Consider the following 25,702-nt stretch of genomic DNA (forward strand, 5'->3'; position numbering starts at 1 on the left):
CGCCACGGCGCAACTTCTTTTGCAAAACCACGACGCCATTCGTGTCAATGCCGTGAAGTTGAAAAACAGACTTGGTGAACCTCTCAGCGATTGCTATGCAATCACCTGCCGGTCAACGGATCAATTCCGAGTGTTGTAATATCCATTGTGGATGGCTCCTTCTCTCTGTTGGGTCGTAACAGCACCAGCATGACACATTGCGATGCCGTTCGGGTGGAGCCGTCCACACCATCAGACAAACTCGAACTCGTCTCTACTAGGACTGTGATTTACCACGCCAAGCAGGCGTTATTCTCTAAGAGCGGCGGTGACGTAGCTTTCTAAAACCTCAGCCTCGTAATCAACGGCGCGCCAAAGATAGGGCCGCGCGCCGATTACCCTTAAAAAAATTCCTTCATGTGCCACTGCCAATTGGAAAAAGCACTTAGTTGTGGTCCGTGCCGTCGGCGGATTTCTGAAGCAAACAATGGGCCAAACTGGTTCCACCAAAAACGCTCAGGTCAGTCTCCTCTGACTCCGCCGTTTTCCCCTATGCCGCGCCGGGAATTTGTACTTGGCGTCCGCCCTCTTGAAAATGGTCAAAGCTTTGTGCCCACGTCGTACCCGGCCAACGAACTTGCATTTCACCCAATCGAGGTCGATAGACCGCCGTGTAGATTGTGCCAAAACCTGCATCAAATGCGGTAGAATAAAGGGGGGGTCGCAAAAAAGCGCCGACGAATTTTTCTTCGGGGTCGCGGTGCAAGGTGAGACGTTGCAGCAAGTAACGTTCCCTCTCAACCGTCGCCGTAAACCGCGCATGGCTGACCCATTCAACATTCTGCTGATGGTTCGTCGCAACGGCGGCATGTGTGATTATTGCAGGCCGATCAGGGGCCATCATGGCCGTCAAATAGTGGCGTTTGGCATCCAATACCGTAACATTATAACTCATATGGGTCGGAACGCGGGACAACACCGCTCCAGCCTCTTCCGCCGTGGTGCAGGTTTGCAGGACATAGCGCAGGATCAGCGGTACGCCGAAGCCGTTGCCAACGACACGGCGACCGCCAAATGTCAACGAAATGGCAAGACCGGCATCGTTCATCCCGTCAACCAGCCCCCACAACCCGTCTGACGTACCGATCACCTGCCGCCCCTGCCAACCTGTACGCAGAATCAGGCTATCAAAGGCGTTGGGGTCATAGTCGTAGTTGCGCACCAGCACAGGCTCTTCTCCTGGCCAGATCGCTTGACTGCATCCAGACAAATACGGAGGGGGACAGTAGAAACTTAAGAAGCGTGCGGCCTGATCGCCACCGCCTGCCAGATCACACAAATCATCGTAGAGCGGTATAAGCTCTGGCATGTATTCCTTCAGGGCACGCCGACTTTCTAAATAAGTCGCCCGCGCAGAGTCGCCTTCCTTCAGCCACCAGCGTTTATAGCTGGGCCAATATTCGGCGAAAAGCCCGGCCCATTTAGGGCCGGGCAAATCTTCACTAATAGCACGCCAAATCATGGCTGTTCCTTACATGATCTTGAATGCGGGCTCCGCCAACACAGGTCCAGCACTCGCAACTGGGAGCGGCGTTCCCTCAACGGATTTTTTGATGCCGTGAATCCACTTTTTCGCGCGCTCATTCAACTGAAAGCTTTTCGTCATTGAGCGTCCTCGAGTCACAAGGATGCCAATGTCCGCGCCTTCATAGCGATAATCGCCCGGTTGTAGAATTCGCAGGAAAAACGCTTCGTTTTCGCTTTCAACTGCCCGCCTGTGATAGTCGAACCGATCATAAACGACACTCCCATCTTCCAGCATTTTGTAAATACCAGTTTCCGGACTTGCCGTACAGATATCAACACTATCATCCGTGTGCTTAATCACCATCTGAGACCAGCTATCAATCATGTTGGGATTGGCCCAACGATCATTGAGTTCCGTTGTGTCCAGATCGAATTTCTTTTTGGAGAACTCGAGTAAGTGGAAAAGGAACAAGGGCGCGTCGGCGTGGGCAAACGCCGCATGGTTGGTCATCGAGGACGCCCCTGTGATGCGCGGGTTCAATTCTCCCAGCCAGATATCGCCCGTCTTTTTGTCGATCAAGAAATCAAGCTCGAAGTAGCCGCGATAGCCTTCTTTGCGCAACTGTTCGCCGAATTTGAACGTCAACTCGCGCGCTTTCTGGCGGACTTTTGGTGGGAAAGCTGTGGACAGGATTTCGTTGCCACACCAACCGCCACGATACGGCGTCAATTCACCAAAGCCGACAAGTTCCGTCATCAACGGGCCAACAATCGTCCCTTCCTTGGTCGCGCAGGCCTCGATCGCCGATCCACGGCAATCAATCCGCTTCATGATTTTGATTTCACCTTCACCGATGATTTCGTGTTCGTGACGGCGGAAATCGGCCTCGGTCTTGATAAAGAACGTCGTGTGGCCGCTGTCGCCAAAGGCCGATTGCAGCACCAGATCGTGCCCGATCCCGCCTTTTTCACAAACCTCCCGTAACTGTTCGTAGCTGGTGACCTCGGACAGGATATTCGGAACGGACGGAACCCCCGCCTTGTTGCCAATACGGACGGTTTCGATCTTGTTGTCCATCGCCGTGCGCAGTTTTGCCTTGGGGAACCAGACGTCCGCCCCCAACTCTTTTGACAACCGCTCGGTTTCCTCGTCAAACATCAAGAACACAAACTTGGGCTTGCCACCGCGCCGCTTGATAAAGTCGATGACCTCTTTGTGCTGGAGCAGATAGTTGTTGATATCCTCAATGGATTGGAATTCCGCGTGTGGCTGCTCAGAAGGGCAAAACACATTGGGATGCTTGCCGCCATAACAGTCGATATAGCAGATATACTTGAAGTTTTTCACCCATTCGTCGAGGCCGAGCAGATTGAAATTCGTCGCCGAAATAAAGTAGATTGGGTCTTCGTTACGGTGAAAGAAGCGTCGAATTTCTGAGATATTCTTAAGCACAGTAGGCATAGTGTCGTCCCTTCATTAATTCGGTTATTTCTTGATTTTTTTGGCTTGCGGCAAGGCGGCCAAGGCCTCGGGTGTGAAGACGCGCAGACCGAGATCGGCGCGATACCCGTGTATTTCATTGACATCGAGCGCCAGCATAAACGCGAGAATTTCCTTGCTGATGACCTGCCCTGGTACAAGGATTGGAAACCCTGGGGGATAGGGAATGATGAAACTGGCGGAGACAACCTCTTTCCCTGCCTGAAGTGCATCATTCAGGGAGCCCTCCAGTTCCAGATAGTCACAATTTTTTTCATCGTAGCTGAGGTAATATGCCGTACGAATATCTCCCTCTGGCGTCACATTGTCAGGACGGAAGGAATCGTGGAACCGGCTGAAATCGGGCAATGGCGGATAGTTTTCCGTCAGATTTTTAACGCGACGATCAAAGGATAGCCGCTCCATTTTCGACGCATCATCCAGCAAGTCATCAAGTTCGTTGGCGATCTCAACCAGCACTTCGATCAGATAGGCAACAGAAGACCGCGTTGTGCCGATATTGGTCATGAACAACACAGTATTGCGGGAAGTTTTGTTGATTTGGATGCCGTATTTATCCATAAGAACATCGTTCTTGAACGTGTCCCCATCCCACCCTGTGCCGCCAACGGCCAAGGTCACGCGGGTGGCATCCAGAACAAAATCGTCCTGCTGCCAGCAGTCCCACATGTCGGTCCAGCCTTGCTCATTGTCAAAATAGCTAACCACTCCACTCTGGCGATGGTGCTCGGGGATCATGTCGCCCGCCGTCAGAACCTTGAAGTATTTCTGCAAACGCGGATGCGTGCTGATCGCGCGCCGCATAGACATAGCGGCCTCTATCTGGCGTTGCACAAATTCAAAGCCTTCCAACTCAACCTGACGACGTCCCACATCAAGCGAAGCGATGATCTGGTAGTTGGGTGAGGTGGAAGTGTGGGTCATATAGGCTTCGTGGAAGCTCTGCTCGACCTCGCCCTTAAAGTCCTGATCGCTCACGTGGATCATGGAACCCTGTCGCAGCGACGTCAGTGTTTTGTGGGTCGACTGGGTGGCATAAACACGGATGCGCGCAGTGGGCGGCGCAATAAGTCGTGCGTCCAACAGCTCTTCATCAGTGGCATCGCCAAGGATCTTTTGCTGAGCCTCATAGGCTTCCCTATGTTCGTCCGTCTTTAGGCGCTTGCGCAAATTATTCGCGGTGCGCATGCCCGTACGTTGGCGGTATGTCGGGCTGAATCTCGCGAAAGCAAACCATGCTTCATCCCAAAGGAAGACAAGATCAGGCTTGATCGCCAGACATTCCTCCATGACCCGCTCAACATTATAGACCAGTCCGTCAAAGGTACAGTTGGTCAGCAAAAGCATGCGAACGCGATCAAGCTTGCCGGCGGCTTTTAGCGCTAGCAATTGATGTTTGATTTCACGCAGCGGCACAGCACCATACATGGAATATTCGTTCAGAGGGTAGCTATCTAGATAGACCACCTCAGCCCCCGCAAGGACCATGCCGTAATGGTGCGATTTATGGCAATCCCGATCGACCAGAACGATGTCACCCGGGCGCACCAGCGCCTGTACGACAATTTTGTTACAGGTTGAGGTTCCGTTTGTGGCAAAAAACGTCTGTTTTGACCCAAACGCGCGGCTTGCCAGCTCTTGAGCTTCTTTGATCGGACCATGAGGTTCCAGCAAGCTATCAAGCCCGCCAGATGTCGCAGAGGTTTCGGCCAAGAAAATATTGGGGCCATAGAACGCCCCCATATCCTGAATCCAGTGGCTGCGCGTAATCGATTTCCCCCGACTGATCGGCATCGCATGGAACACGCCTGTCGGTTGTTTGGAGTAGTTCACAAGGGCCGTAAAGAACGGCGTTTTGTTGCGTGCTTCAACACCCCGAAGGATATTCAAGTGCAGCTCCATAAAGTCTTCTTGGTTGTAGAAAACACGGCGACAGATACCCAGTTCAAGCCCTGCGATATCTTCAACCGACCGGTCGGTGACCAGATAGGCATCCAATTCTGGCCGCACCCGTTCAATGAGACGGCACAGTTCTGGGCCATAGTTTTCCGGCAGCATCGCGTCAATTGCGTCGCTTCCCCCTGCTCGGCTCAGGAAACTATGGAGAATTTCATTGTCGAGCTTTGACTTTAAAACAAGGCCGGGACGCACTACGATGGCCTGAATGTTATGATTAAACAGGACTGCAATGAGGGCGTCTTCTAAACTAGGAACAACGACAGCTTCATAGGTGAATGGGTCTTCTGGACGACGCATGCGCGTGACATTGTTTTTCAGCCAGCGCTCCTGTTGGTCGCTGACGTTATCAACGATCAACACCTCAAAATAGGGTTTGGTCATGGCGCGCGCTTCGGGTGACAGGAGAGACTCGTCGTCGTACTCTTCCTTGTCGATACTGTCGCGTTCCAAGGGAATGGAGCGACGTCGATAAGCGCCCGTTGTCAGAGCCCGCGTCACACGGTGAACTGCAAAGGCCAATTCTTCATAGCTATTGTGTTCGAACAAACGACGAAGATGAATAAAGGCCGCCATGCCTGGAAAGGCCCAGTATGGCTCGATCAATGCGAGGGACTCGAATAATTCCTGTGTTTTCGCGGTGTCTTTGGCCGAGATTTTGTTCGGCATATTTCTGGCGAAGGACCCTGTTATCTCCCTAAGCGCACTCCAGTTATCTGTGCGCAGTTGCGTCGCCGAATAATAGTCGCTGACGGAATTCATCGATCGTTCTCCCAGTTGTAATTCGATGTGCGAAGAAGGGTCCGCCGGCCTCCTGCCAACGGACCTCGCAGATCAGCCGATTATTTTTTTGTCAGTAATGGCCGGTTCGACATATTCCGGTGTGGGCATAGCCAACTCCGGTTCCACGTCGAGAATTGCGGGCTCATCCACATACAAGCCCGAACGAGAGCCTTGGAGTGGCACTTCCAGCGGCCCAAGCGCTTTCAAAAAGTTATCGGTTCCGCTGGTCCGGTCATAGACCGAGAAATCCACCGAACGATCGCGAAAACTTTTCAGCACTTGACCCAGGCCTTTGAAGCCGGTTTCGCGCTGGCGGCGCACCATCGACATATCCACCTCGATTGGGAACATATCTTCTTGGCCGCCGGATTGGTGCAGCACCTGAGACGTAGGATCAACAACGCAGGATTTACCGATACCGCCCGCGCCCAAACCATTCACATCAATGACATAGCACTGGAATTGAGCTGCGGTCGCCCGCGCGATCGACAGTTCAGCGTCCCTGTCTGTTGTGCCCGTTAACACTGGGTGCAACAGCACCTCAACGCCTTGGCTGGTCAGTTGCCGCGTCGTTTCCGGAAACCACATGTCGTAACAGATCGACAAACCAAACCGACCCACATCAGGCACGTCGAAAACGCAAAATTCCGTTCCGGGCGTGACGCCTGCCTCGTAGGGTAAAAACGGGAACATTTTGGCATAGCGCCGTACGACAATCCCATTGGGGTCAATCACTAGCGAAGTGTTATAAACCCCACTGTTTTCGGGGTGAGTTAGGAACATCGACCCCGGGATCAACCATATTTTGTACCGACGGGCCGCCTCACAAAACCGGTCAATAACAGCGTTTTCTTGCGGCAGTTTGAATTTTTCCAACGGGCCAAAAGGCGCAAGTTCACTGAAAAGAACCATCTGTGTCCAAGGGAAACGGATCATCAACAAATCCAGACGATGCATCATAGCATCGACATTGGAGTGAAGGGCATTGACGTGCATTTGAATGCCAGCAATAGCGAAAGGGGTCATAGGGATAGTACTCCTTGCAGATAGAGCAGCCCAGGATGAGCTATTAAAGCCTCTGCGATTGGCATGTATTTATGCTCTTACTACCAAGACTGAAATTGGTGATCTGCGCACAACTCTGTCAGCATTTGACCCAATTAGGAATTCCCGCACGCTATCTGGCTTGTGCGACGCCATAACGACCAGATCGCACTGTGTTTCCTCGATCGCCTCCAACACTTTATGGTGGATATTGCCAAAAGCGAGATGCTGTTTGACCGACACGCCCTGAGGGACATTCGCCTTCACAAGCCCGTCCAGCGCTGCACTTGCCGCAGCGATCGCCTTGGATTCAAAGTCGGAGGGAAAGAAGCTTTCAACCATCGGCGTGCCCAAATCCGGAACCACCGACATGACATGCAAAGTGCCTTTTGAAGCCGTCACCAGTTCCAGCGCTTGAGGCAGTGCCTTTTCCCAAGACGCCTTGGTATTCAGATCAAGTGTAAGCAATACGTTTTTAAACATGGTCTGTTTCCTTTAAGCGGTGGCTTGTTTGCGGATCGGGTGCCCAGTGCGGCGGCGTTGCAAGAAGACAACCAAGCCCAAAAGCAGTAAGGCTGGTAAGAACATCAGGTATTTAGAGGGCTGCCCCACGGGGCGCAGCACCTGTAAAACTGTCTGATCCCAGTCTAGACCTGCCGTGGCAGCCGCGCTGCCATACGTCACATCGTCAATCATAAGCGTGTCGCCTTCGTTGCGGAACACAAGTCCCGCATTTTCCAACCGTTCTTCACCCGTTGCCCCGTCTTGAATGGTCAACACGGCAACAAATTCGATCGGATCCCCAAGGTCGTTCACACCAGCCACACGCAGGCGCAAATCATCACCGATCGGCGTGTTCATGGCTGCAGTAGCAATCTCGGACGGTTGCTCATCAACATAGGGGGGAGCGACCATGTCCATCCAGAACCCGGGGCGAAACAGCGTGAACGCGATGAGCAACAAGGCGGCAGTTTCATAGAAGCGGTTCTTCGCCAAGAACCAACCCTGTGTCGCGGCCGCAAACAGCAGCATCGCAAAGGTTGCCACGATAAAGACAAAGACACCTTGGCTCCACGTCACATCAATCAGCAGCAGTTCCGTGTTGAAGATGAACAGGAAGGGCAAAGCGGCCGTCCGCAGGCTATAGAAGAACGCAATCACACCCGTCTTGATCGGATCACCACCAGAAACGGCGGCGGCGGCAAAGCTGGCAAGCCCCACCGGCGGCGTTACGTCGGCCATGATGCCAAAGTAGAACACAAAAAGGTGGACCGCGATCAGAGGCACAATCAGCCCATTTTGCTGGCCCAGCGTTACGATGACAGGGGCCAACAAAGCCGAAACCACGATATAGTTGGCCGTCGTTGGCAGGCCCATACCAAGGATGAGCGACAGGATTGCGGTTAGGAACAAGATCGCAAGGATATTGCCGCCCGAAAGCACCTCAACCACATCCGCCAAGGCCGAGCCAACGCCCGTCTGGCTAACAGCGCCCACAATGATACCCGCCGTCGCCGTAGCGATACCGATGCCGATCATGTTGCGCGCGCCGGTTTCCAGACCGTCGATGAGGTCGAAAAATCCTTCTTTCACTGCGGCTCCAAGACCACTTTGTTTGCGCATCATTGCAGTGAGTGGCCGCTGCGTTAAAAGGATGAATACCATGTAGGTTGTCGCCCAAAACGCCGACAAACCAGGTGAAAGGCGATCAACCATAAGCGCCCAAACCAGCACAACAACCGGCAGAATAAAGTGCAAACCCGACCGGATCGTCGGACCCGGCAACGGCAAGGCGGTGACGGGCGCGTTTGGATCATCCAATTCCAGCGGCTCTTCCTTGGAGGACACATAGAGCAGACCAACATAGATCGATGTAATGAATGCAAAGATGATATAGGCAGCGGTCTCGGGGAAGGCAGGACGTATCCACCCCATGCCGTAATAAACCGCAAAGGAAATGGCGCAGATCACGGCAATAGTAAAAGCAATACCAATCAGGCGTTGCACGATGGGTTTTGGCGTATAGGCCCGTGGCAGGCCTTCCATGCCCGCTTTGAGCGCCTCAAGATGCACAATATAAACAAGGGCAATGTAGGAAATAACCGCCGGAAGAAAGGCGTGCTTGACCACATCAAAATACGGGATACCGACGTATTCCACCATCAAGAAGGCCGCAGCCCCCATAACGGGCGGCATAATCTGACCGTTCACCGAGGACGCAACTTCAACCGCGCCCGCTTTTTCCGAGGAAAAACCAACCTTCTTCATCAGCGGAATGGTGAATGTGCCCGTGGTGACAACGTTGGCAATCGAAGACCCAGAGATCAAACCCGTCATCGCAGACGAGACAACCGCTGCTTTTGCAGGGCCGCCCTTCATATGCCCCATCAAGCTAAAGGCGACTTGAATGAAATAGTTCCCCGCGCCTGCACGATCCAAAAGCGATCCAAACAAAACGAACAAGAACACAAAACTCGTCGAAACCCCCAGCGCGATCCCGAACACGCCCTCGGTGGTTATCCACTGGTGGTTCACGATCTCTGAAAGGCTGTTGCCTTTATGAGCGATAATGCTGGGCATATTTGGCCCAAGCACAGTGTAGACAAGGAAAACCGTGGCCACGATCATCAGCGCAGGCCCCAAGGCGCGACGGGTCGCCTCTAAGAGCAGCATGAGACCAATCACAGCAACCACGAAGTCTTGCATGATTGGCGCGCCAACGCGGCTGGAAATATCACGGTAATAGACGAACAGATAGAGTGCTGCGAGCGCCCCAATAACGGCCATCGCCCATTCCCAAACCGGTACGCGGTCTTTGGGGGACCCTAGGATAACTGCGGCCACAATGGCCAATGCGATGATGGGTATCCACCACGTCGCTGTGCCGTCTTTGGCCCCTGTCATAAACAGGAACGCGAGAAAAAGGGGAACGGTGATCCCAAGTCCGACTTGGAATTTCGTCCTCGCCGAAGGAAAGGCTGCGTAGGCGAGGAAAAGGGCAAAGGCCAAATGGATTGACCGGCTTTCAGTATCGTTGAAGACACCCCAGCCAACAATAAAAGGAATAGGCGAAGCGATCCAAAGCTGAAACAGCGACCAAGACAGCGCCACACATGTTAAGAAAGTCCCAACAGAACCAGTCGAACCGCGACCACCCGTGTCCGAAGATGCGACCAGCGCGTCCAGTTCGGCTTGGCTAAGTCCACCGCGGCTTTCGGCTTCGGCCTCGACGCGCGCATTTTGCTGCTGGTTTGGGTCATTCGTCATGTCGGTCCCCCGTCACCTGCACACGTCAGGTAAAAAATCTGTTGACTAATTATTATAGGTCTCGTTGTGAGATTCCGTAGCAGCAGCGGCCCTTTCAGGCCGCCGCCATTTTGCGCAAGAGTGGATTACATCCAACCGCGTTCTTTGTAATACCGTTCAGCACCGGGGTGTAGCGGAGCGGACAAACCATCGGCGATCATGCCTTCTTCGGTCAGATTTTCGAAGGCTGGGTGCAGGCGCTTAAACCGGTCAAAATTGTCAAAAACAGCTTTGACAACTTGATACACGACCTCATCATCGACTGTTGCCGACGTAACAAACGTCGCCTTTACACCAAATGTGTTGATGTCATCAGGAGACCCTTCATACATACCGCCAGGGACAGTCGCTGCGGCGTAGAAAGGGTTTTCTGCGATCAACTCGTCGATCTCGGGACCCGTCACAGGGATTAGGACCGCATCAACTGTCGACACGGCTTCTTGGATCGAACCATTCGGATGACCCACCGTATAGATGATCGCATCAACCTTGTTGTCACCGAGTGCGGCGGCTTGCTCGGCTGGCTTCAACTCAGACGCTAAAGCAAAGTCGTCCATTGTCCAGCCAAGTGCATCCATGACCACTTGCATCGTAGCATATTGGCCCGAACCGGGATTGCCGATATTGACGCGTTTGCCTTTTAGGTCAGCGAAGGTTTTGATACCTGAATCCGCGCGTGCGATCACTGTGAACGGCTCGCCGTGCACAGAGAATACAGCCCGTTCATCATCGAACTTATTGCCTTCAAACTCCGACGTGCCGTTATAGGCGTGGTATTGCCAATCGGACTGGGCGACGCCCATATCCATATCACCCGCCATAATCGCGTTGATATTGGCAATGGATCCACCTGTTGAGGGGGCTGTGCACTTCAGGTTGTGTTCAGCGGTGCCGCGGTTCACCAGACGACAAATTGATTGGCCTACAACAAAGTAAACGCCAGTTTGGCCGCCGGTACCAATCGTGATGAATTGCTCCTGCGCGGTCGAAGCGGTCCCGGCCATCATGGCTCCGGCAAACGCCACGTACTTTAAAAAACTCATAGTTATCTCCCAATTCTAAAGTTGTGTCACGTCCTCCTAGAAAGAGGATCTGATTTTGAACGACGAAACCCGACAACGATTCCGCACCTAATTGGGACCTAGTAACGGCCCCTAATTCAATTAATTCCCAGTATGTTTGATCACACTAACGAGCGAATATTCCCTGAGACTGACAAAATCGCGCGATTCCTGCAACTGAATTCACAAAAAATCGCCAATTTTGTTTATTATTTTCAACAATCCGATGAATATTGAGCAAAATTCAGGCGCATTCAGCCCGTTCTTTGTCGATATGTTCGTCTGCTATGCCATCGCAATAAGTGTCAGGCCAAAATAACACTGAAATGGTGTAAGTTATTCGTAACATACTGACGATAATCAACGAATAGATCGGATGACCAGCCTTTGCGATCCTGCTGATTCTCAAAATCCACAACAAATGATCCGCCAAACCAACCCATAATCGATCACCAGTGATGCAACTTTTGCGTGCAGCCCTACCCGGACGCGACCCAAAGGGCATCGATGGACACGGTTGTCCATGGCGCCACGAGACAGGTTATCCACATAGCTGATCAATTTAGGCGGACGCAAAAGCCCGCCTAAATTGAATTCTTTTGTAACGCTTATCCGTGCAATTCAGCCATTGCGTCGGTTAATGCAGCTTCAAAGATTGAAAGACCTTCGTCAATGATCGCGTCCGAGGCGGTCAACGGCACCATAATGCGCAACGCATTGCCGTGCATGCCACAGGACAACAGAATTAGGCCCCGTTTGAGTGCGTGTGCGACCACAGATTTCGTAAGCGCCGCATCTGGCGTTGCCGTTTCAAAATCTGTCACAAATTCAACCGCCAACATTGCGCCAAGACCGCGAATGTCCCACATCCGGTAGGGCGAAACACGTGCGCCGATATCCGCAAAGCGTGTCCGGAAGTATTCTCCAAGCGCAGTGGAACGAGCCAAAAGACCTTCTTCCTCAATAGCTTCGATCGCGGCCAAAGCGGCGGCACATGCAACGGGGTTACCGCCATAGGTTCCCCCCAGACCACCCGGAATTACTGCGTCCATCACCTCTGCGCGGCCAATGACACCTGCAATCGGATAGCCACCAGCCATCGATTTAGCGACGGTAATCAAATCGGGTACGACGCCAGAATGCTCAATCGCAAACCATGTGCCTGTCCGACCAAATCCCGCCTGAATTTCATCCGCAATCAACATAATTCCGTGCTGGTCGCAAATTGCGCGAAGCGCTTGCATCATTTCGAAGGGAACGGGCGTATAGCCACCCTCCCCGAGGACGGGTTCAATGATAATCGCTGCGATCCGCTCGGGTTGCGCGTCAGTCAGGAAGAGGTTTTGCAATCCGGTCAGTGCATCCTGCACAGTGATACCGTCGCGAAGGCTTGGAAAAGGCGCGCGGTAAATATCGGATGGAAATGGACCCACATCCTTTTTGTAAGGTGAGATCTTACCCGTCATCCCCAGTGTCAACAGCGTGCGACCATGATATCCGCCTGTGAAAGCAATCACACCCGGCCGCCCTGTTGCCGCCCGCGCAATTTTGACCGCATTTTCGACGGCCTCGGCACCAGTCGTGACCAACAGCGATTTTTTGGCATGATCGCCCGGAGCAAGTTCATTCAGCTTTTCGGCCAAGGCAATATAGGGCTCATATGGCACAACTTGAAAACTGGTATGCGTATAATGATCTTCTTGCGCTTTGGCAGCAGCGACGACCTTTGGATGACGATGGCCCGTGTTGAGAACGGCAATGCCACCCGCAAAATCTACATAGCGATTGTCCTCTACATCCCAAAGTTCCGCGTTTTCCGCATATTTTGCAAAGATCGGTGCCGCAGAAGCCACGCCACGCGCAACGGCGGCCTCTCGTCTGGCAATCAACGACGCATTGGATTGCTTCAGAGGAGCGGCATCCGGTACAATTGCGATAACCGACTTGCGTTTCATTGCCGTTCTGGTCGATTTATTTTTGACTGTATTGGCCATTTAATGACGTCCTTTCCAACGAGTCACCGCTCTCCCAACGAGGGGTGTTTAATATTTCCATACCCTGTTTAATTTAACTGTCAATATCTATTCGCCAAGAAGGAATGGATCGCCTAGGATCAATTGGGCGCATATCATTTTTTTGACCGCTTGAGTTTGTACGCGCAACCGTTGTAGGAAGTTGATCTTCTTAGATAATTGCGGAAATCTGCATAGGGATAGCAAAATGGACATTGGCGACCGGCTGCAAGAGATTCGAAAAGCACACGGGTTGTCGCAGCGGGAACTTGCCGCGCGTGCGGGTCTAACAAATGGCACCGTCAGCCTGATTGAGCAGAACAAAACCAGTCCCTCTGTCGCTTCACTCAAGAGTTTGCTAGATGCGATTCCCATAAGCATTGCAGAGTTTTTCACAACTATTGAAGAGCTTAGCGAACCAAAGATTTTTTTCACTTCTGATGAGTTCGTCGAAGTCGCGCCGCAATTCGGGCCCTCAGCCGTGTCGCTTCGACAGATTGGAGATGCCAGCAGGCATACCCTGCAAATGCTGGATGAGACCTATCCAGTAGGTGCCGATACAGGCCCCGAATTTCTGGCGCATGCAGGGGAAGAAGTCGGGGTTGTTATTCAAGGCCAAATCGAAATCACTGTCGGCGATCAGGTTAAAGTCCTTCAAACTGGCGAGGGATACCTATTTGACAGCCGCAAACCACATCGCTTCCGCAATGTTGGAAATGAGACGTGCAGAGTTATCAGCGCCTGCACCCCTCCAACGTTCTAGATTACAGCACTCGGATCCCACGTTCCAAACTAGTTCTATGTTTGAACTCAGACAGGGACCTTAAATGGGCGAGTCTTGTCACGGTTCAGTTCGATCTCTTTCGAGCACTGTTAGCTATGAAGGAGATAAGAAATGGCACCGAGATACACAGACGTGTTTCGGCGTGATGCGGTCCGCATCGCAACCACTAGCGGCCCGACGCGGCCACAGGTTGCATCAAATTTAGGCGTGGGTTTGTCGACACTGAACAAGTCGGTTCAGAAGCACCAGCACGATGACCTTATGTCTGGGCCTCATCAAGATATCGACAAAGAGAACAAGCGCCCCCGGAAGGCCGCGGTCAGCAATCGCATGAAGCGAGATCTGGCAATGCGCGCGTTGGATATGGCCAGGCATTACGGCGGCCACCCCGTTCATCATACGGCTCGCAATTCCGATCGCATGATTACCAGAAATGCCTGATAAAAAACGGCTTCAAATTATCCATGAGCGGCAAAGGGAATTGCTCCTCCTCTCGGGATCATGCTGCGCATAACCCTGCCGGGCAAGCGACAATTCCATGGTGGAAACATTCTTCAAATCCATCAAGGCAGAAGCCCCTTGGCATTTGAACGAAAGGCCGCATAAATGAGTTGAGAGACCGGAACTGAACAGCCACAAGACCAATACTATTATGACCCGCCTCTTTCCTGTCGCGCAGTGCCCCGGAAAGACGACGCTTACCTGCCTCAAGAAATTCTTTCGACCAGCGGTCATGCAGGCTCACAGGGATGCCTTCGCTGCGGCACAGCACCGAGACGCTTTACTCGTCGCAGACCCGCCAATACACTTAACCACCTTCTCAGCGGCGTCTTTCGATGTCTGTGGCGTCTTCGTCATCTCGATCGCCTAATCGATAAGGTGAACAGAAACTCTCGGTTGTTAAAATACTCAAATCTGTTCATCAGGCGCTGACGTCAGACAATTTTGCCTCAAACTCGATTTTTTCCCAACTTGGGAATTCTGCGAAAGGGTGCCAGCCAAAATCACTTCAGCCATAACTTCACCCATCTCAGGTTGATTTGATGTGGGCTGGAGATTTTGTTCGCTTTTGGGCCACAGTTCAAAGGTAATTCCACCTGCTATCAAAATTACAGCAACGGCTATACTTAACCTCATTTAAAACCCTTACTTTCTCCTAATTCTGGTCCGCTTGCCCCTTCCACAAAGGGGAAGGACACCTTGAACATGACTGCGCCAAATATTGTTTTCAGATGTGCAGGCGCCTTGAAGGTTGCGCGTTTTGAGTTGATGTCAAATCGCACCCGTTGGCTTATTCCCGCCTGAATAGCCTAGTTTGCGGGACCTCCTCTAGGCAGTTTCGAATTGTCGATATATTCATCCATAATGGAATTCCGCAAATCAGACACAGTATCCCGCAAACCGCCATTCCACTGGCTCAGGTTATTTTCGTTGATTGCTATCGGATCGTTTTTGCTGGCGTTGCCACTGCATGCCCAGACCAAAACCACGTCCGAGGAGACTACGGCAAACGTTGAAAAGGTTGATGACGTCTATTTGGCACCTGTTGTTATAGAGGGCGATGAGTTGTTTTTCCTGCGCGGTTCAAGCGCGCAGCCCGCGGTTGAACGTGCAGCAATTGTTGAGACGAGAATACTTGACGTCGCAGGATCCAGCGCAATTAAGAATTTAAAAATGGACATCCGCGAGGATGCGCTTGGACATCAAATCTTTGCTGGCGTAAACCTTATTTCGACTGTGACCCAAGCCGATTCAGATATGGAAAAACTGCCGTTGCCCGTGTTGGCGGGGCTGCATGCTGATGCTATTTCTGAGGCAATTTCAAATTACAGGGCAGACCGGACCGACGACGCGCGTGCTGACAGCGCAATTGAAGTCGGGATGTGGACCTTGGTGTTTCTGGTATTTTGTGGAGCCATGCTGTTGCTGCGTAAAAAAGGCAACAAATGGATCAGTATCGTCGTTCAAAGGCAGTTTTCCTCGTTTGAATTGGCAACCAACAAGATGGTTCAGGTTCGCGCCATTGCCGCACTCATCCTCTTTGGTTTTAAGTTTATCCTACTGATCATGTTTGTTCTGGGCTTATATTATTATCTAACTTTCGTACTCTTTGCCGTTGCCGAAACCCGCCCGATGGCGAATCTTTTGCTAACTCATGTCACGGGCCCCGTCCTCAGAATTGCGCTCGGAATTGCTTCGGTCGCGCCGAACATCGTCACGATCTTGTTGATTGCACTATTGGCACGCTTCCTAATTCGCGGGCTTCGGGTGTTTTTCGATGCGGTGGCCGCAGGTAGTATTACGCTCGGGGATTTCGAAAAACACTGGGTCGATCCGACATTTAATATTCTGCGAGTGGCCGTAATCTTGATCGCGATTGTATTTTGTTTTCCTTATGTCCCGGGGTCGGATTCTTCGGCGTTTCGAGGGCTGTCCCTTCTCGTGGGCGCGATGCTGTCCCTAGGCTCCAACTCGGTGATGAGCAACGTGTTGTCCGGTCTGTTCGTGATCTACCGTCGCAGCATGAATATCGGTGACCGGATCAAAGTTGGGGCCCATGTCGGCGACGTGGTCGAAATAAAGTTGATGGAGACACATATCAAGTCCGTCAAAAACGAGTTGATCAGCATTCCAAATGCGAAAATGTTGAATTCTGAAGTGATCAATTATACAAAGCGCGTGCATGGCAGTGGCCTGCTTTTGCACACCACGGTGGGGATCGGCTATGAAGAGACCCCTGAAAAAATCGAGGCGATGCTGATTGAGGCCGCGCAACGAACTGATGGGTTGAAAAGCCGCCCAGAGCCTTTTGTACTTTGGACCGAACTTGCTGACTTCGCTATAAATTATCAGGTCAATGCCTTCACCACACGAGGGTCGAGCATCCCTAAGATTACGTCCGACCTTCACCGGAATATCGTTGCCGTATTCAATGAAAACAAGGTACAGATCATGACCCCGTCTTACATCGCCGATCCTATTGATCCAAAAATATCGGCCGAGATTTGGGACGGAAAATTAGCACACGCCAGTTGATACTAAATGGCGGCCAACTAGGCGTTAGAAAATAAAATCACGATTGGTTCTGCCTCCCTTGAATGTAGATCGATATTTTCAAAGCCACTGCATTTGTTCAGTCTCGCAGTCCGGTCACGGATCGATGAATCGCGGTGTCGTTTCACGGACATTGTCGTAGGACGCATTCGTTCCATTTGGCGGCGAAACTCTAAACGTGGAGGATGCGGTTTTGGATAAGGTGTCACAAAACAACACCTCTTTTATCTTGCTTTTCAGGAGGCTCCATCCGATAGGGTGACATGTTCAAAAATCGTGCCTTAGTCTTCATTCTCATAACGCTGATGATCGACGCCATCGGTATCGGTATCGTATTCCCCATCATGCCGGACTTGATGGAGCGCGTGGGTGCGGGTGACACCGGACAAGGCGCTTTGTGGGGCGGGTTGCTCATGGCAGCCTATGCAGGCGCGTTGTTCCTGAGTGGGCCTATTGTGGGCAGCATTTCGGATGCTGTTGGCCGCAGACCGATACTGATCGCCGCGCTCGTTATGTTGGCACTAGATTATGTGATCATGGCCTTGGCCGATAGTTTCTGGCTGCTCCTTCTCGGACGGTCCCTCGCAGGCCTCGCTGGGGCGACCTACATTACCGCGACGGCCTATATTGCTGACATGTCTTCCCCGCAAGAAAAGGCTGCGAACTTTGGCCTCATCGGCGCAGCATTCGGGATCGGCTTTGTCCTTGGCCCCGCTTTGGGTGGTATTGCCGCTGAAATCAGCCTCTCTGCTCCGTTCTGGATCGCCGCGGCCTTGGCGGCGGGCAACGCATTGTTTGGGTTTTTTGTGCTGCCAGAAAGCTTGACGCCAGAAAAACGCCGCCCTTTTGGCAAGCGCGACCTCAACCCGTTCAAATCGATTTTCGATGCTTTCCGCTTGCCGGGGCTTGCTGTGCCACTGGTTTGCATTTTCATCTTCGAATTTGCCAACATGGTTTATCCAACGCTTTGGGCTTTCTGGACCCGCGAAGTGTTCGATTGGCCGACACTCTATATTGGGCTTTCGCTCGCGGCCTACGGCGTGCTTTTGGCTTTGGTACAGGGGGGATTGATGCCGGTCTTTATCAGGTGGATCGGGGATTTCCGCACCTTGATGCTGGGCATGATTTCGGCGCTGATCGGGATGATTGGATTTGGCTTCACGGGGTCGATTACGGCTCTGGTGGTCTTTCTTATCCTTGCTGCGTTGTCGGATCTTGTGCCTGCATTGATGACAGCCATGGCATCGAACCAGACGGATGACGATCGGCAGGGGGTCGTGCAGGGCGTTATCGCTTCGCTGTCATCCCTTGCCGCAATCCTGTCGCCCCTTGTAATGACTGGGCTGTTTCAGGCATCCGTGGACGCCGAGGGCACTTACATGCCGGGTGCCCCCTTCTTCTTCGCGGCCGTTCTCGTTCTTGCTATGATGCCGTTGGTCTTTCGCCTACGGGGGCACGCCTCCGTCTGAACGTCGACGTGGTCCAACAAACCGTTAGCCAACCCAAGCTTCACAGATGAAAATGCTGCGCGTCACACGAACGCCCGCTTTTGAAGCAACAGGGTTCACAGGCAGTATCAATTTACACAGAAACCTGGACTGTAACTGACACTTATTGTCGGAGGTGACCATGATCCAGTCGCGAAGGCGGTGACCTTCACAGATTTTGTGTCCAATGAGGAGGTGGTCGATCTGGATTTCGGTCATTGAATTCAGCAGAAAACGCCTGAAGAAACGAACCAGGCGATGTTTGGATTGCTGGGACGGCAGGGTGTGATCTAGGCCCAAGAGCGTTTAAAGAACAAGGAACCCCTTCCAGCTTCGCTGGGGCGATGAACCACCGATGGAGACAAGAATGGTCGATGCAGTTTTTTTCAAAAACCAAGAAGAGTTTACCGATTGGCTGGATGAACATCATGCCCAAGCCAGTGAGCTTTGGGTGGGCTATTTCAGGAAGAAAACTGGACGCGAAAGCCATACGTGGTCTGAATCCGTTGATGTCGCTCTTTGTTATGGGTGGATCGACGGTATTCGAAAAACCATTGATGAACAAAGTTATAAGATACGCTTTACCCCACGCAAATTAACAAGTGTGTGGAGTGCGGTGAACGTAAAGAAGGTCGAAACACTTCTGCAACTAGGGAAAATGAAACCCGCAGGGCTGCACCTCTTTAATAGCAGAACCGATATGCAAGGCTACTCCAGTGAGCACAGAAACGTTCCGCTTGACCGTGAGTATGAGGTGCAGATCGAAGCGAACCAGTCCGCCTGGTCATTTTTCACCAGTCTCGCCCCCTCCTACAAAAGAGACACTATTTGGTGGGTCATGAGCGCCAAGAAAGAAGAAACACGTCTAAAAAGGCTTGGCGTACTAATTTCTTCGTCAGAATCTGGACAAAAAATACCACCCTTTAGAAAGAAGGCATAGTCTCTACAGAATAGTTGCAGAGGTCGCGGGCGCAGCGGCCAACGTTGACCGAAACACAGGCCAACCAACCTGAACGGCCCATTGCTGACCTTGAGCCGTGCGCCTTCGTTTCTGCGCGGCAGTCACATTGCGGACATTCGCGGGGACCACTTCGTTCTTTCAAATTCGGTATTTTACAGCGGCCTTTGTAGCGCTCACTCTTGCGGTCACCCAACCCAAGTTAAAATTTGGCGGTATCAATCAGATCACATATCTTATATCTCAGGCCGAAATCCGGAAAGGATACTAAATGCCTAAACCCAAAAAGCCGAAAGTGAAACGCCCGGGAGCAAATCCTGTCCAGAAACCTGCTTGGTATCAAGCGCTCAAAGGTTCTGGTGCGCAACATGGCGAGCGACCAACCATGACTGGTAAGAAGGCGAAAAATAAATCTGCATAAGCTGGCTACTGTATTTCAAAACTTTTTGATATCAAAGCGGCGTTGGCAAGCCGTGCTGCTAAATGCACTTTATACGCTTCCGTTATGAACGGCCCTAACCGGACTTTGGACTGGTATATGCGATGCCGCGTTGGGCATTCGCGCATCGTGTAGCATCTTCACGGCGGGAAGGTCTACTCTGCGAGAGCAAAGCCGCCGTTCAGAATTTATCGGCTAGGATTGGTGAGCCCACTTAAATTAAGAGATCCAGCAACCAAAGCCAAAAACAATACCGATCATAAGCCTTCCAAGAATGGGGTGTCTTTTCAGCGTTATGTGGAGCCAGTCAATCAATGAGCTTAAGATGATCTCCATGCAGCGCCTGCCAATAAGGCTCCTATTTTGACTGGGCTTGTCACGGGTTTGTGCCGCTCCTCTGACCGCATATTATGCGCAAAAAGAGACCCCCTATGGGAACGAAACGCACAGCAGAATTTAGACAAGAAGCGGTACGCGTTGCTCTAACGAGCGGCTCACCCGAAAACAGGCTGCCGCTGATATTGACGTTGGGTTTGCAACCTTGAGCAAATGGATTCAACAAGAAGGCAAAGACCATGAGAAACCTGCGGTGCAATCTAACCTTGAACGCAAAGTCGCCGAACTGAGAAAAGGGAAGTCCTAAAAAGGTAACAAAGTTCTTCGCGAGCCAAACCAAGAGGCTTAAGTTTATCGGCAGCCCAGCAGTGGATAAACGGTAAGGGAAATTGATACGACAATGCAGCAATGGAAACCTTCTTTAAAACCATCAAGGCTGAACTGGTCTGACTGCATTCATGGCAAACCCGTCGTGCTGTCTAACAGAAAGTAGCCTAAACGAGCACTTCGGGCGGCACATTAACAAAAAAGAGGCTAGAAGATTGCGCCCCTAGCCTCTCCGTAATTCACTGGTGACTGCCTAGCCTAGCAATTATAGACGCCGACTGCGCATCTGCGGACGGTTCTGCGCCCGACACCTGCAATGCTTACTGGGGTCAGGGGACGACCAATTCTGGCTTCCGCTTGGGTAGCAATGCCTTTGACGCCTGGAACATCAAAATGCGCGCCCAGTTCCAATGTTCCAGCAATAAGAACCGCAGAAACGCCAAGTGTTAAAATACGACGACCTAGTTTCATTGTTATTCTCCCATTCTGATGAAGTCTGGCAGTTCGCTGACTTGCTCTTTGTAGTCCTCAATGCTGACTTCGGTGGCCCCATCAGGCGCCATAAAAGTAAACGCATCATCAGCCAAGGTTTCGCCAGTGCGCCAATCGCGGATGTTCAAGCTATATTGCAGCCCTTGTTTTTCACCGCGCGTGGTAATCACATACCGACAAGGATAAGGCTGATCGCCTTGCGCAATCCAAATTTGCAGATCAACTTCATCGGTGCGAAGTCCAAGATGGTCGCACTCTTGGCCAGCAAAAACGCCACTGCCAAAGTCTTTGACATCCGTGACATTCCCCATCAACGCGGCATATGTATCCGTGGTGAGCAAGTCGGCTGCGGGTAATGGCTGACCATAACTTTCTCGCAGGGTATCGACCAATTGATCAATTGACCCTGAAATGGGCAGTTGGGTGTAAACACCCGCATCTTTACCCAAAACGCTGAAATTCGAGCCGTCATAGTTCATGACAATGTTGGTAAACCCACCCACTCTGGTCGCATGAAACTTGTCTGGACGCGCCAAAGCAACCTCGCCAGAGCTGGCAAAGCTGATGATTTGATCCTCGACGGAAACAACATCAAGTGTCGCGTCATAGTCAAAGCTAAACTCTGTGGTCGCGGCAAGATAGTCCGACATCGCCTTGAGAAGGCGATCCGCATCTGCTTCATCCGCCATCGCCGTGGGTGCCAAGAATGCAAACCCCAGCCCCGCTGCGGCAACACCTATGCGCAAGCGTTTAATTTTGTCAGCCATTTATCACTCCTGATTGGTTCGTTAATTCATTGAGCGCGAGTTCAAAAACCGTACGCTCTCCCTTCGTAATTGCAAGGGATTTCCAATTGATTTTCATATCACCTTCGAAACCGCCGATGGTGCCCATTTGCCTGAAATGACATCGGAATAGGGCGCTTATAAACGCATGTTCAATCCATATCCAGCTTTTAGAGAAGGCAACCAGCCTGTTTCTTCCGCAGCTTCGGTGCCTCAGAACGAATGCGAATATCAAGTGACCCGTCAGAATTATACGTTAGCGGCATCCAGCTTGATACTGCGTAGCGGTTCAACGGATTGGCGGTGGGGAAGCCGTCGTTGTCAAAGAGGGAAAGCGACCAAAAAGCTTCGGGGGGGGGGTAAGTCTTCCTTATCGACATGAAGGACATGGGCGTTATGTCCGTCCAATGCATTGCCAACTGCGTCGCTACACAGCGAAATGATCTTGCAACGCATGAACGGCGTCAAAATCCTTTTCACCGTTGGTTTGTGCGCGATCCAATCGATGCAAAGACCATACTCCACATGCCCGACAGGTCGCAACGTAGTATCTTTCATCCGTATCGGGCGCTTGAATGAGGACCGCCCCCTGTGTCAGATCAAGCCACGCCAGGGAATGCAGCGTGTCAAAATTTGGTCGCTAAAGTGTTTATCGGCGCCGCAAGTCCGTTCGCCGCATCCGCGGAATTGAGCATGTTATTTTCGGGTTCGCCACCCGCTTTGGGAGGCGCAAAACTGATTTCGCCCGCGGCGAGTATATCGCCAAAAGGGTAAATGACTGCCCGCTTGTTTGAGCCATTTTTGTTCACCACGGCAACGCTGGAGGCAGTCTTGGTCGAAACCTATCCACTCGTTTGGACAGCCCCCCAATCGCCCATGATCATGAGGGCAGTTAACGCGACTTGCCCCTCGGCCAAGATACTTGAGGCGTCCCAACTCTCATCTTCACTCAGTTTTTTGGCGGCAGGATCCCAGAACTACCTGAACATTCTTTCACTCGACCCAAAATAAATCGCAATCATATCATTGAGCATCCCAATGGTATGAAGCGACGGAATTGGTGCTGAAATATCCATATCATCGAAAATTTCCGACATGTTTGGATCGACCTCTGTGAGAAGCGAATTTGGCATCGTCATCTCACCGCCACCATCAATTGCCGCCTGCCACTTGAGTTTGGCGCATTCTTCAGGGGTCATGAACGCCCCATGATGGAATGCCCAAAGGTTCAGTATTTTTCCCAATGCCCGTCCAGACGGTCGGTGCGGTGGCTGAATCCAAAGTGGGGTCGTTTTTGGGGGAATTGGCCGTTGCGATCCATAGTTTATCCGTGAGCGGGGTCGCAAGCGCACCCTCAAAAGGACGGGCCAAGGTTTTGATGACATCGTTGTGTTCAAGCTGGGTTCCATTCGCAAGTTCACCCGACAGTTTTGGGAAACCGGTTTGCGCGGAGGACGCATCATTGACGGCCCATCCGGGACCATTTCGGGCAAATAGAGGCGCAGTTTGCCCTGCAATGCAATTAGTGGGAACCACTGTAAATGTACTATTTTTGCCCATCAGCTCGGCTGATCAACGTTCTGTTGCGAGATAAATGATATCCGCACGGCTTTTGAACGGCTTAGCTTTGTACGCCACAATTTAAAAAAGCGGGTTAAAAATTGCGTCCAATTGCACAACCCGCAACCGAAATCCAGACCAACCTCTCGCGCGCAATTTCGCAGGAATTTAATGTGGTCGGTGATTGGGGTCGGATTTTTTGGACAAAACCAATCCCCTAAATTTACGTCATCCAGATATCATAGTCTCCGCGTCTCTGTTTAGTCCGTGCATACTCTAAAAAATGCCGCAGCAGCCAAATAGCAATAAACACCCATAGTTTATGGCAAGGGACGACGTTGCCAATAGCCGCAAACCCCATCTGGTCGAGAAAATCACAGGCTCGAGTTGATTCCTATCAATCGGACGATGTTTTTTCAGGCTAAACCTTTGAAAGGAAGCGAGAGTAAAGATATTCACTGTGACTGATGTGAAAACCGCGGTCTGAGCCTTCGTTTTTGTCAGTCTCCTCGGCCAAAACCCTGCTGACACTACTGACCACATGATTGGCAGTTACATAATGACAGAAAATGTCTCTGGTACTGCGCTTTAAATGCCGTGGCGGTATATAACGGCGGCGTTTCTTGAACCGATGATTGGCCAACCGTAAACGCACGCCCGCAACAGTTAAAACACGCACCAAAAAGGGAGGACACGATGTCGGCTCAAGGACTGGAAGTGATCGACCATACAGTTCAACTCACCCATGAATGGATCAACGAATTGCGCGATAGACTAGCTTGGAGCAGCAGCCGCGATGCCCTGCGTTTGCTGCGCGCAACAATGGCGCAAATTCGCGATCACCTGCAACATGAGGAAGCAGTGCAGCTCTCGGCCCAGATGCCTCTGCTGGTGCGTGGCATGTTTTTTGAGGGGTGGAACCTCGCGCATACCCCCCTACGTGACCAAAAGGCGGAACATTTTATCGCGTCAATCGAAGCCCAAGTTTCGGAAGTTCAGGATTGGCGTGGCGCGCAAGATATTGTGGCCGTCTTCAGGACGCTGAACAACAGGATTTCCGAAGGCGAGATCAGGGATGTGAAAGCTGGACTGCCAAAATCTATCTGTGAAATGTGGCCAGACTAACGGGGTTTGAAATGGTTAACAATTTGACAATCGCACCGGATTTCTTGCGCCGGCTCCTCTTCAAGATGCGCGCGGAAACGTTGGGCGATGAAGACACGCCGCGTGATGCCCGCGACAATGCACTCCCAGAATCGCATCATATCACTCTGAACGAAGAAGTTGGTACGGAGCCGTCCCACGAGGAACTTATTGAGGAAATAGACGCAATGATCCTCGATCACCAATACGAGTTGGTTGCGTTGATGTGGGTCGGGCGCGGCGATTTCGGTGAAGCGGACTGGGAGGAGGCCTTGTCCCTCGCAGCAGAGCGCTCCTTCCGACCAACCTCCCACTATTTATTGTCCCACCCTTTGGCCGCTGACGACATCGCCAATGGCCTTGAGAAATTAGGACATGATCACTTGCTCCAAAATGGGATATATTAGCCCGCAAGCTAGTCGGACTGAGAGGCGTCGGTGAGGGCTTCCATATCCAGAACCACCACGGTTTGCGGCGTGTTAAGGGCAATCGTGCCCTCTTTGCGCAGAAGGCTAAACATCCGACAGACGGTTTCGATGGTCAGACCCAGAAAATCAGCGATATCGGCGCGACACATCGGCAGCGAAAAAACGGTATAATTACTGCTCGGCGTGCCCGTCCGCAGAGACAAGACACAAAGGAACGACGCGACCTTTTCCATCGCTGACTTGCACGCGAGCATCATGACATGGTCTTGCATGCAGCTAATTTCACGCAAGGCCGCCTTCATAAGGCGACGGTGTATTTCTAAATCACCCTTGGCACTCTCAAGCTCACTGAGTCGGTGTGCGATGACCTCCGCTGACGAAACCACGTCGCAGTCCGTATGATGAAAATCACCATTGGGAAATCCAACAATGTCACCCGGCAATCCAAAGGCTATAACTTGTCTGCGGCCGTTCGCAAGCACGCGGGCCAAACGCAAAACCCCAGACTTAACCTCATAAACATGCTCAGCTTTATCCCCTTCCCGAAATAAATTCGCACTTGATGGATATCTTCGATTATTTGGCGCATTCGTAAGAATTTTGCGCGGGACTTTGAAAAACGGTGTATATGAAAACGGGTGTTGTTCCATGGAAAATGTAACGTACATGCTAGTTCCCCCCAAGAGAAATGACTTCCCATTTTCGCAGAATATCGTCGCATCCAATCCCGCGGCTTCGTA

At 51.8% G+C, this 25,702-nt stretch carries 22 protein-coding genes and 3 pseudogenes; 8 read left to right on the plus strand and 17 right to left on the minus strand.

Annotated elements, in window-relative coordinates:
- Nucleotides 1-306: 306 nt before the first annotated feature.
- From AB9F27_RS17940 to gabT, 9 genes and pseudogenes are all read right to left on the minus strand, one after another.
- A pseudogene (locus AB9F27_RS17940) lies at nucleotides 307-494 on the minus strand (DDE-type integrase/transposase/recombinase); the annotation flags it as partial.
- Nucleotides 495-529: 35 nt separating this feature from the next.
- Nucleotides 530-1,501, minus strand: coding sequence for a C45 family peptidase (locus tag AB9F27_RS17945; protein ID WP_335586565.1), 972 nt, complete (start codon nucleotides 1,499-1,501; stop codon nucleotides 530-532).
- A 9-nt stretch (nucleotides 1,502-1,510) separates the two neighbouring features.
- On the minus strand, nucleotides 1,511-2,968 hold the full coding sequence (locus tag AB9F27_RS17950; protein WP_335586564.1) for a biotin carboxylase: 1,458 nt from the start codon (nucleotides 2,966-2,968) through the stop codon (nucleotides 1,511-1,513).
- 24 nt (nucleotides 2,969-2,992) lie between these two features.
- Nucleotides 2,993-5,725: an aminotransferase class I/II-fold pyridoxal phosphate-dependent enzyme gene (locus AB9F27_RS17955; protein WP_335586563.1), complete on the minus strand. Its 2,733-nt coding sequence runs from the start codon at nucleotides 5,723-5,725 to the stop codon at nucleotides 2,993-2,995.
- Nucleotides 5,726-5,797: 72 nt separating this feature from the next.
- Nucleotides 5,798-6,772 carry a carbon-nitrogen hydrolase family protein gene (locus AB9F27_RS17960; protein ID WP_082802238.1) on the minus strand — a complete coding sequence of 325 codons (975 nt, stop codon included), beginning with the start codon at nucleotides 6,770-6,772 and terminating at the stop codon, nucleotides 5,798-5,800.
- 69 nt (nucleotides 6,773-6,841) lie between these two features.
- The gene (locus tag AB9F27_RS17965; protein ID WP_039001562.1) at nucleotides 6,842-7,273 is read right to left on the minus strand and encodes a universal stress protein; all 432 of its coding nucleotides are present in this window, start codon (nucleotides 7,271-7,273) and stop codon (nucleotides 6,842-6,844) included.
- Between the two features lie 12 nt (nucleotides 7,274-7,285).
- On the minus strand, nucleotides 7,286-10,057 hold the full coding sequence (locus tag AB9F27_RS17970; protein WP_335586562.1) for a TRAP transporter permease: 2,772 nt from the start codon (nucleotides 10,055-10,057) through the stop codon (nucleotides 7,286-7,288).
- A 125-nt stretch (nucleotides 10,058-10,182) separates the two neighbouring features.
- The gene (locus AB9F27_RS17975) at nucleotides 10,183-11,139 is read right to left on the minus strand and encodes a TAXI family TRAP transporter solute-binding subunit (RefSeq protein WP_039001560.1); all 957 of its coding nucleotides are present in this window, start codon (nucleotides 11,137-11,139) and stop codon (nucleotides 10,183-10,185) included.
- 626 nt (nucleotides 11,140-11,765) lie between these two features.
- Nucleotides 11,766-13,112: a 4-aminobutyrate--2-oxoglutarate transaminase gene (gene gabT, locus AB9F27_RS17980; protein WP_369757998.1), complete on the minus strand. Its 1,347-nt coding sequence runs from the start codon at nucleotides 13,110-13,112 to the stop codon at nucleotides 11,766-11,768.
- A 265-nt stretch (nucleotides 13,113-13,377) separates the two neighbouring features.
- Here gabT and AB9F27_RS17985 point away from each other — a divergent pair, with 265 nt between their 5' ends.
- Together AB9F27_RS17985 and AB9F27_RS17990 are read left to right on the plus strand one after the other, a co-directional pair.
- On the plus strand, nucleotides 13,378-13,932 hold the full coding sequence (locus AB9F27_RS17985; protein WP_039001558.1) for a cupin domain-containing protein: 555 nt from the start codon (nucleotides 13,378-13,380) through the stop codon (nucleotides 13,930-13,932).
- 303 nt (nucleotides 13,933-14,235) lie between these two features.
- Nucleotides 14,236-14,536, plus strand: a pseudogene (locus AB9F27_RS17990) (hypothetical protein); the annotation flags it as partial.
- A gap of 326 nt (nucleotides 14,537-14,862) precedes the next feature.
- On the opposite strand, the gene AB9F27_RS17995 reads toward AB9F27_RS17990, so the two are convergent.
- Complete coding sequence (locus AB9F27_RS17995; protein WP_335586560.1) at nucleotides 14,863-15,090, minus strand: hypothetical protein; 228 nt, start codon at nucleotides 15,088-15,090, stop codon at nucleotides 14,863-14,865.
- Between the two features lie 294 nt (nucleotides 15,091-15,384).
- Here AB9F27_RS17995 and AB9F27_RS18000 point away from each other — a divergent pair, with 294 nt between their 5' ends.
- The 4 genes from AB9F27_RS18000 (at nucleotide 15,385) to AB9F27_RS18015 (ending at nucleotide 19,873) form a co-directional block, all read left to right on the plus strand.
- A complete protein-coding gene (locus AB9F27_RS18000) occupies nucleotides 15,385-16,989 on the plus strand; it encodes a mechanosensitive ion channel domain-containing protein (protein WP_335586559.1) in 1,605 nt (534 codons plus the stop codon).
- A 281-nt stretch (nucleotides 16,990-17,270) separates the two neighbouring features.
- Nucleotides 17,271-18,476: an MFS transporter gene (locus tag AB9F27_RS18005; RefSeq protein WP_335586558.1), complete on the plus strand. Its 1,206-nt coding sequence runs from the start codon at nucleotides 17,271-17,273 to the stop codon at nucleotides 18,474-18,476.
- 385 nt (nucleotides 18,477-18,861) lie between these two features.
- Nucleotides 18,862-19,434 (plus strand): YdeI/OmpD-associated family protein, encoded by a 573-nt coding sequence (locus AB9F27_RS18010; protein WP_335586556.1) that lies wholly within the window; start codon nucleotides 18,862-18,864, stop codon nucleotides 19,432-19,434.
- Between the two features lie 289 nt (nucleotides 19,435-19,723).
- Nucleotides 19,724-19,873, plus strand: a complete 150-nt coding sequence (locus tag AB9F27_RS18015) for a hypothetical protein (protein ID WP_156477440.1) — start codon at nucleotides 19,724-19,726, stop codon at nucleotides 19,871-19,873.
- 939 nt (nucleotides 19,874-20,812) lie between these two features.
- Here AB9F27_RS18015 and AB9F27_RS18020 read toward each other — a convergent pair.
- From AB9F27_RS18020 to AB9F27_RS18045, 6 genes and pseudogenes are all read right to left on the minus strand, one after another.
- A complete protein-coding gene (locus AB9F27_RS18020; RefSeq protein WP_335586555.1) occupies nucleotides 20,813-21,025 on the minus strand; it encodes a hypothetical protein in 213 nt (70 codons plus the stop codon).
- Between the two features lie 2 nt (nucleotides 21,026-21,027).
- The gene (locus tag AB9F27_RS18025) at nucleotides 21,028-21,813 is read right to left on the minus strand and encodes a DUF2092 domain-containing protein (RefSeq protein ID WP_335586554.1); all 786 of its coding nucleotides are present in this window, start codon (nucleotides 21,811-21,813) and stop codon (nucleotides 21,028-21,030) included.
- Between the two features lie 188 nt (nucleotides 21,814-22,001).
- The gene (locus AB9F27_RS18030) at nucleotides 22,002-22,244 is read right to left on the minus strand and encodes a DUF1214 domain-containing protein (protein WP_369757992.1); all 243 of its coding nucleotides are present in this window, start codon (nucleotides 22,242-22,244) and stop codon (nucleotides 22,002-22,004) included.
- A 14-nt stretch (nucleotides 22,245-22,258) separates the two neighbouring features.
- A pseudogene (locus AB9F27_RS18035) lies at nucleotides 22,259-22,459 on the minus strand (DUF1254 domain-containing protein); the annotation flags it as partial.
- 349 nt (nucleotides 22,460-22,808) lie between these two features.
- Nucleotides 22,809-23,030: a hypothetical protein gene (locus AB9F27_RS18040; protein WP_369756396.1), complete on the minus strand. Its 222-nt coding sequence runs from the start codon at nucleotides 23,028-23,030 to the stop codon at nucleotides 22,809-22,811.
- Nucleotides 23,020-23,391, minus strand: a complete 372-nt coding sequence (locus AB9F27_RS18045; RefSeq protein WP_335584059.1) for a hypothetical protein — start codon at nucleotides 23,389-23,391, stop codon at nucleotides 23,020-23,022. Before AB9F27_RS18045 ends, AB9F27_RS18040 begins: the two co-directional genes overlap by 11 nt.
- 696 nt (nucleotides 23,392-24,087) lie before the next feature.
- Between AB9F27_RS18045 and AB9F27_RS18050 the strand changes: the two genes are divergently transcribed.
- Both AB9F27_RS18050 and AB9F27_RS18055 read left to right on the plus strand, forming a co-directional pair.
- Nucleotides 24,088-24,516 (plus strand): DUF2267 domain-containing protein, encoded by a 429-nt coding sequence (locus tag AB9F27_RS18050; protein WP_335584060.1) that lies wholly within the window; start codon nucleotides 24,088-24,090, stop codon nucleotides 24,514-24,516.
- 11 nt (nucleotides 24,517-24,527) lie between these two features.
- Nucleotides 24,528-24,941, plus strand: coding sequence for a DUF3775 domain-containing protein (locus tag AB9F27_RS18055; RefSeq protein WP_335584061.1), 414 nt, complete (start codon nucleotides 24,528-24,530; stop codon nucleotides 24,939-24,941).
- Between the two features lie 8 nt (nucleotides 24,942-24,949).
- On the opposite strand, the gene AB9F27_RS18060 is transcribed toward AB9F27_RS18055, so the two are convergent.
- The gene (locus tag AB9F27_RS18060) at nucleotides 24,950-25,630 is read right to left on the minus strand and encodes a helix-turn-helix domain-containing protein (protein WP_335584062.1); all 681 of its coding nucleotides are present in this window, start codon (nucleotides 25,628-25,630) and stop codon (nucleotides 24,950-24,952) included.
- Nucleotides 25,631-25,702 lie beyond the last annotated feature (72 nt).

Source organism: Falsihalocynthiibacter sp. CO-5D18 (assembly GCF_041205445.1).
GTDB lineage: Bacteria > Pseudomonadota > Alphaproteobacteria > Rhodobacterales > Rhodobacteraceae > Falsihalocynthiibacter > Falsihalocynthiibacter arcticus.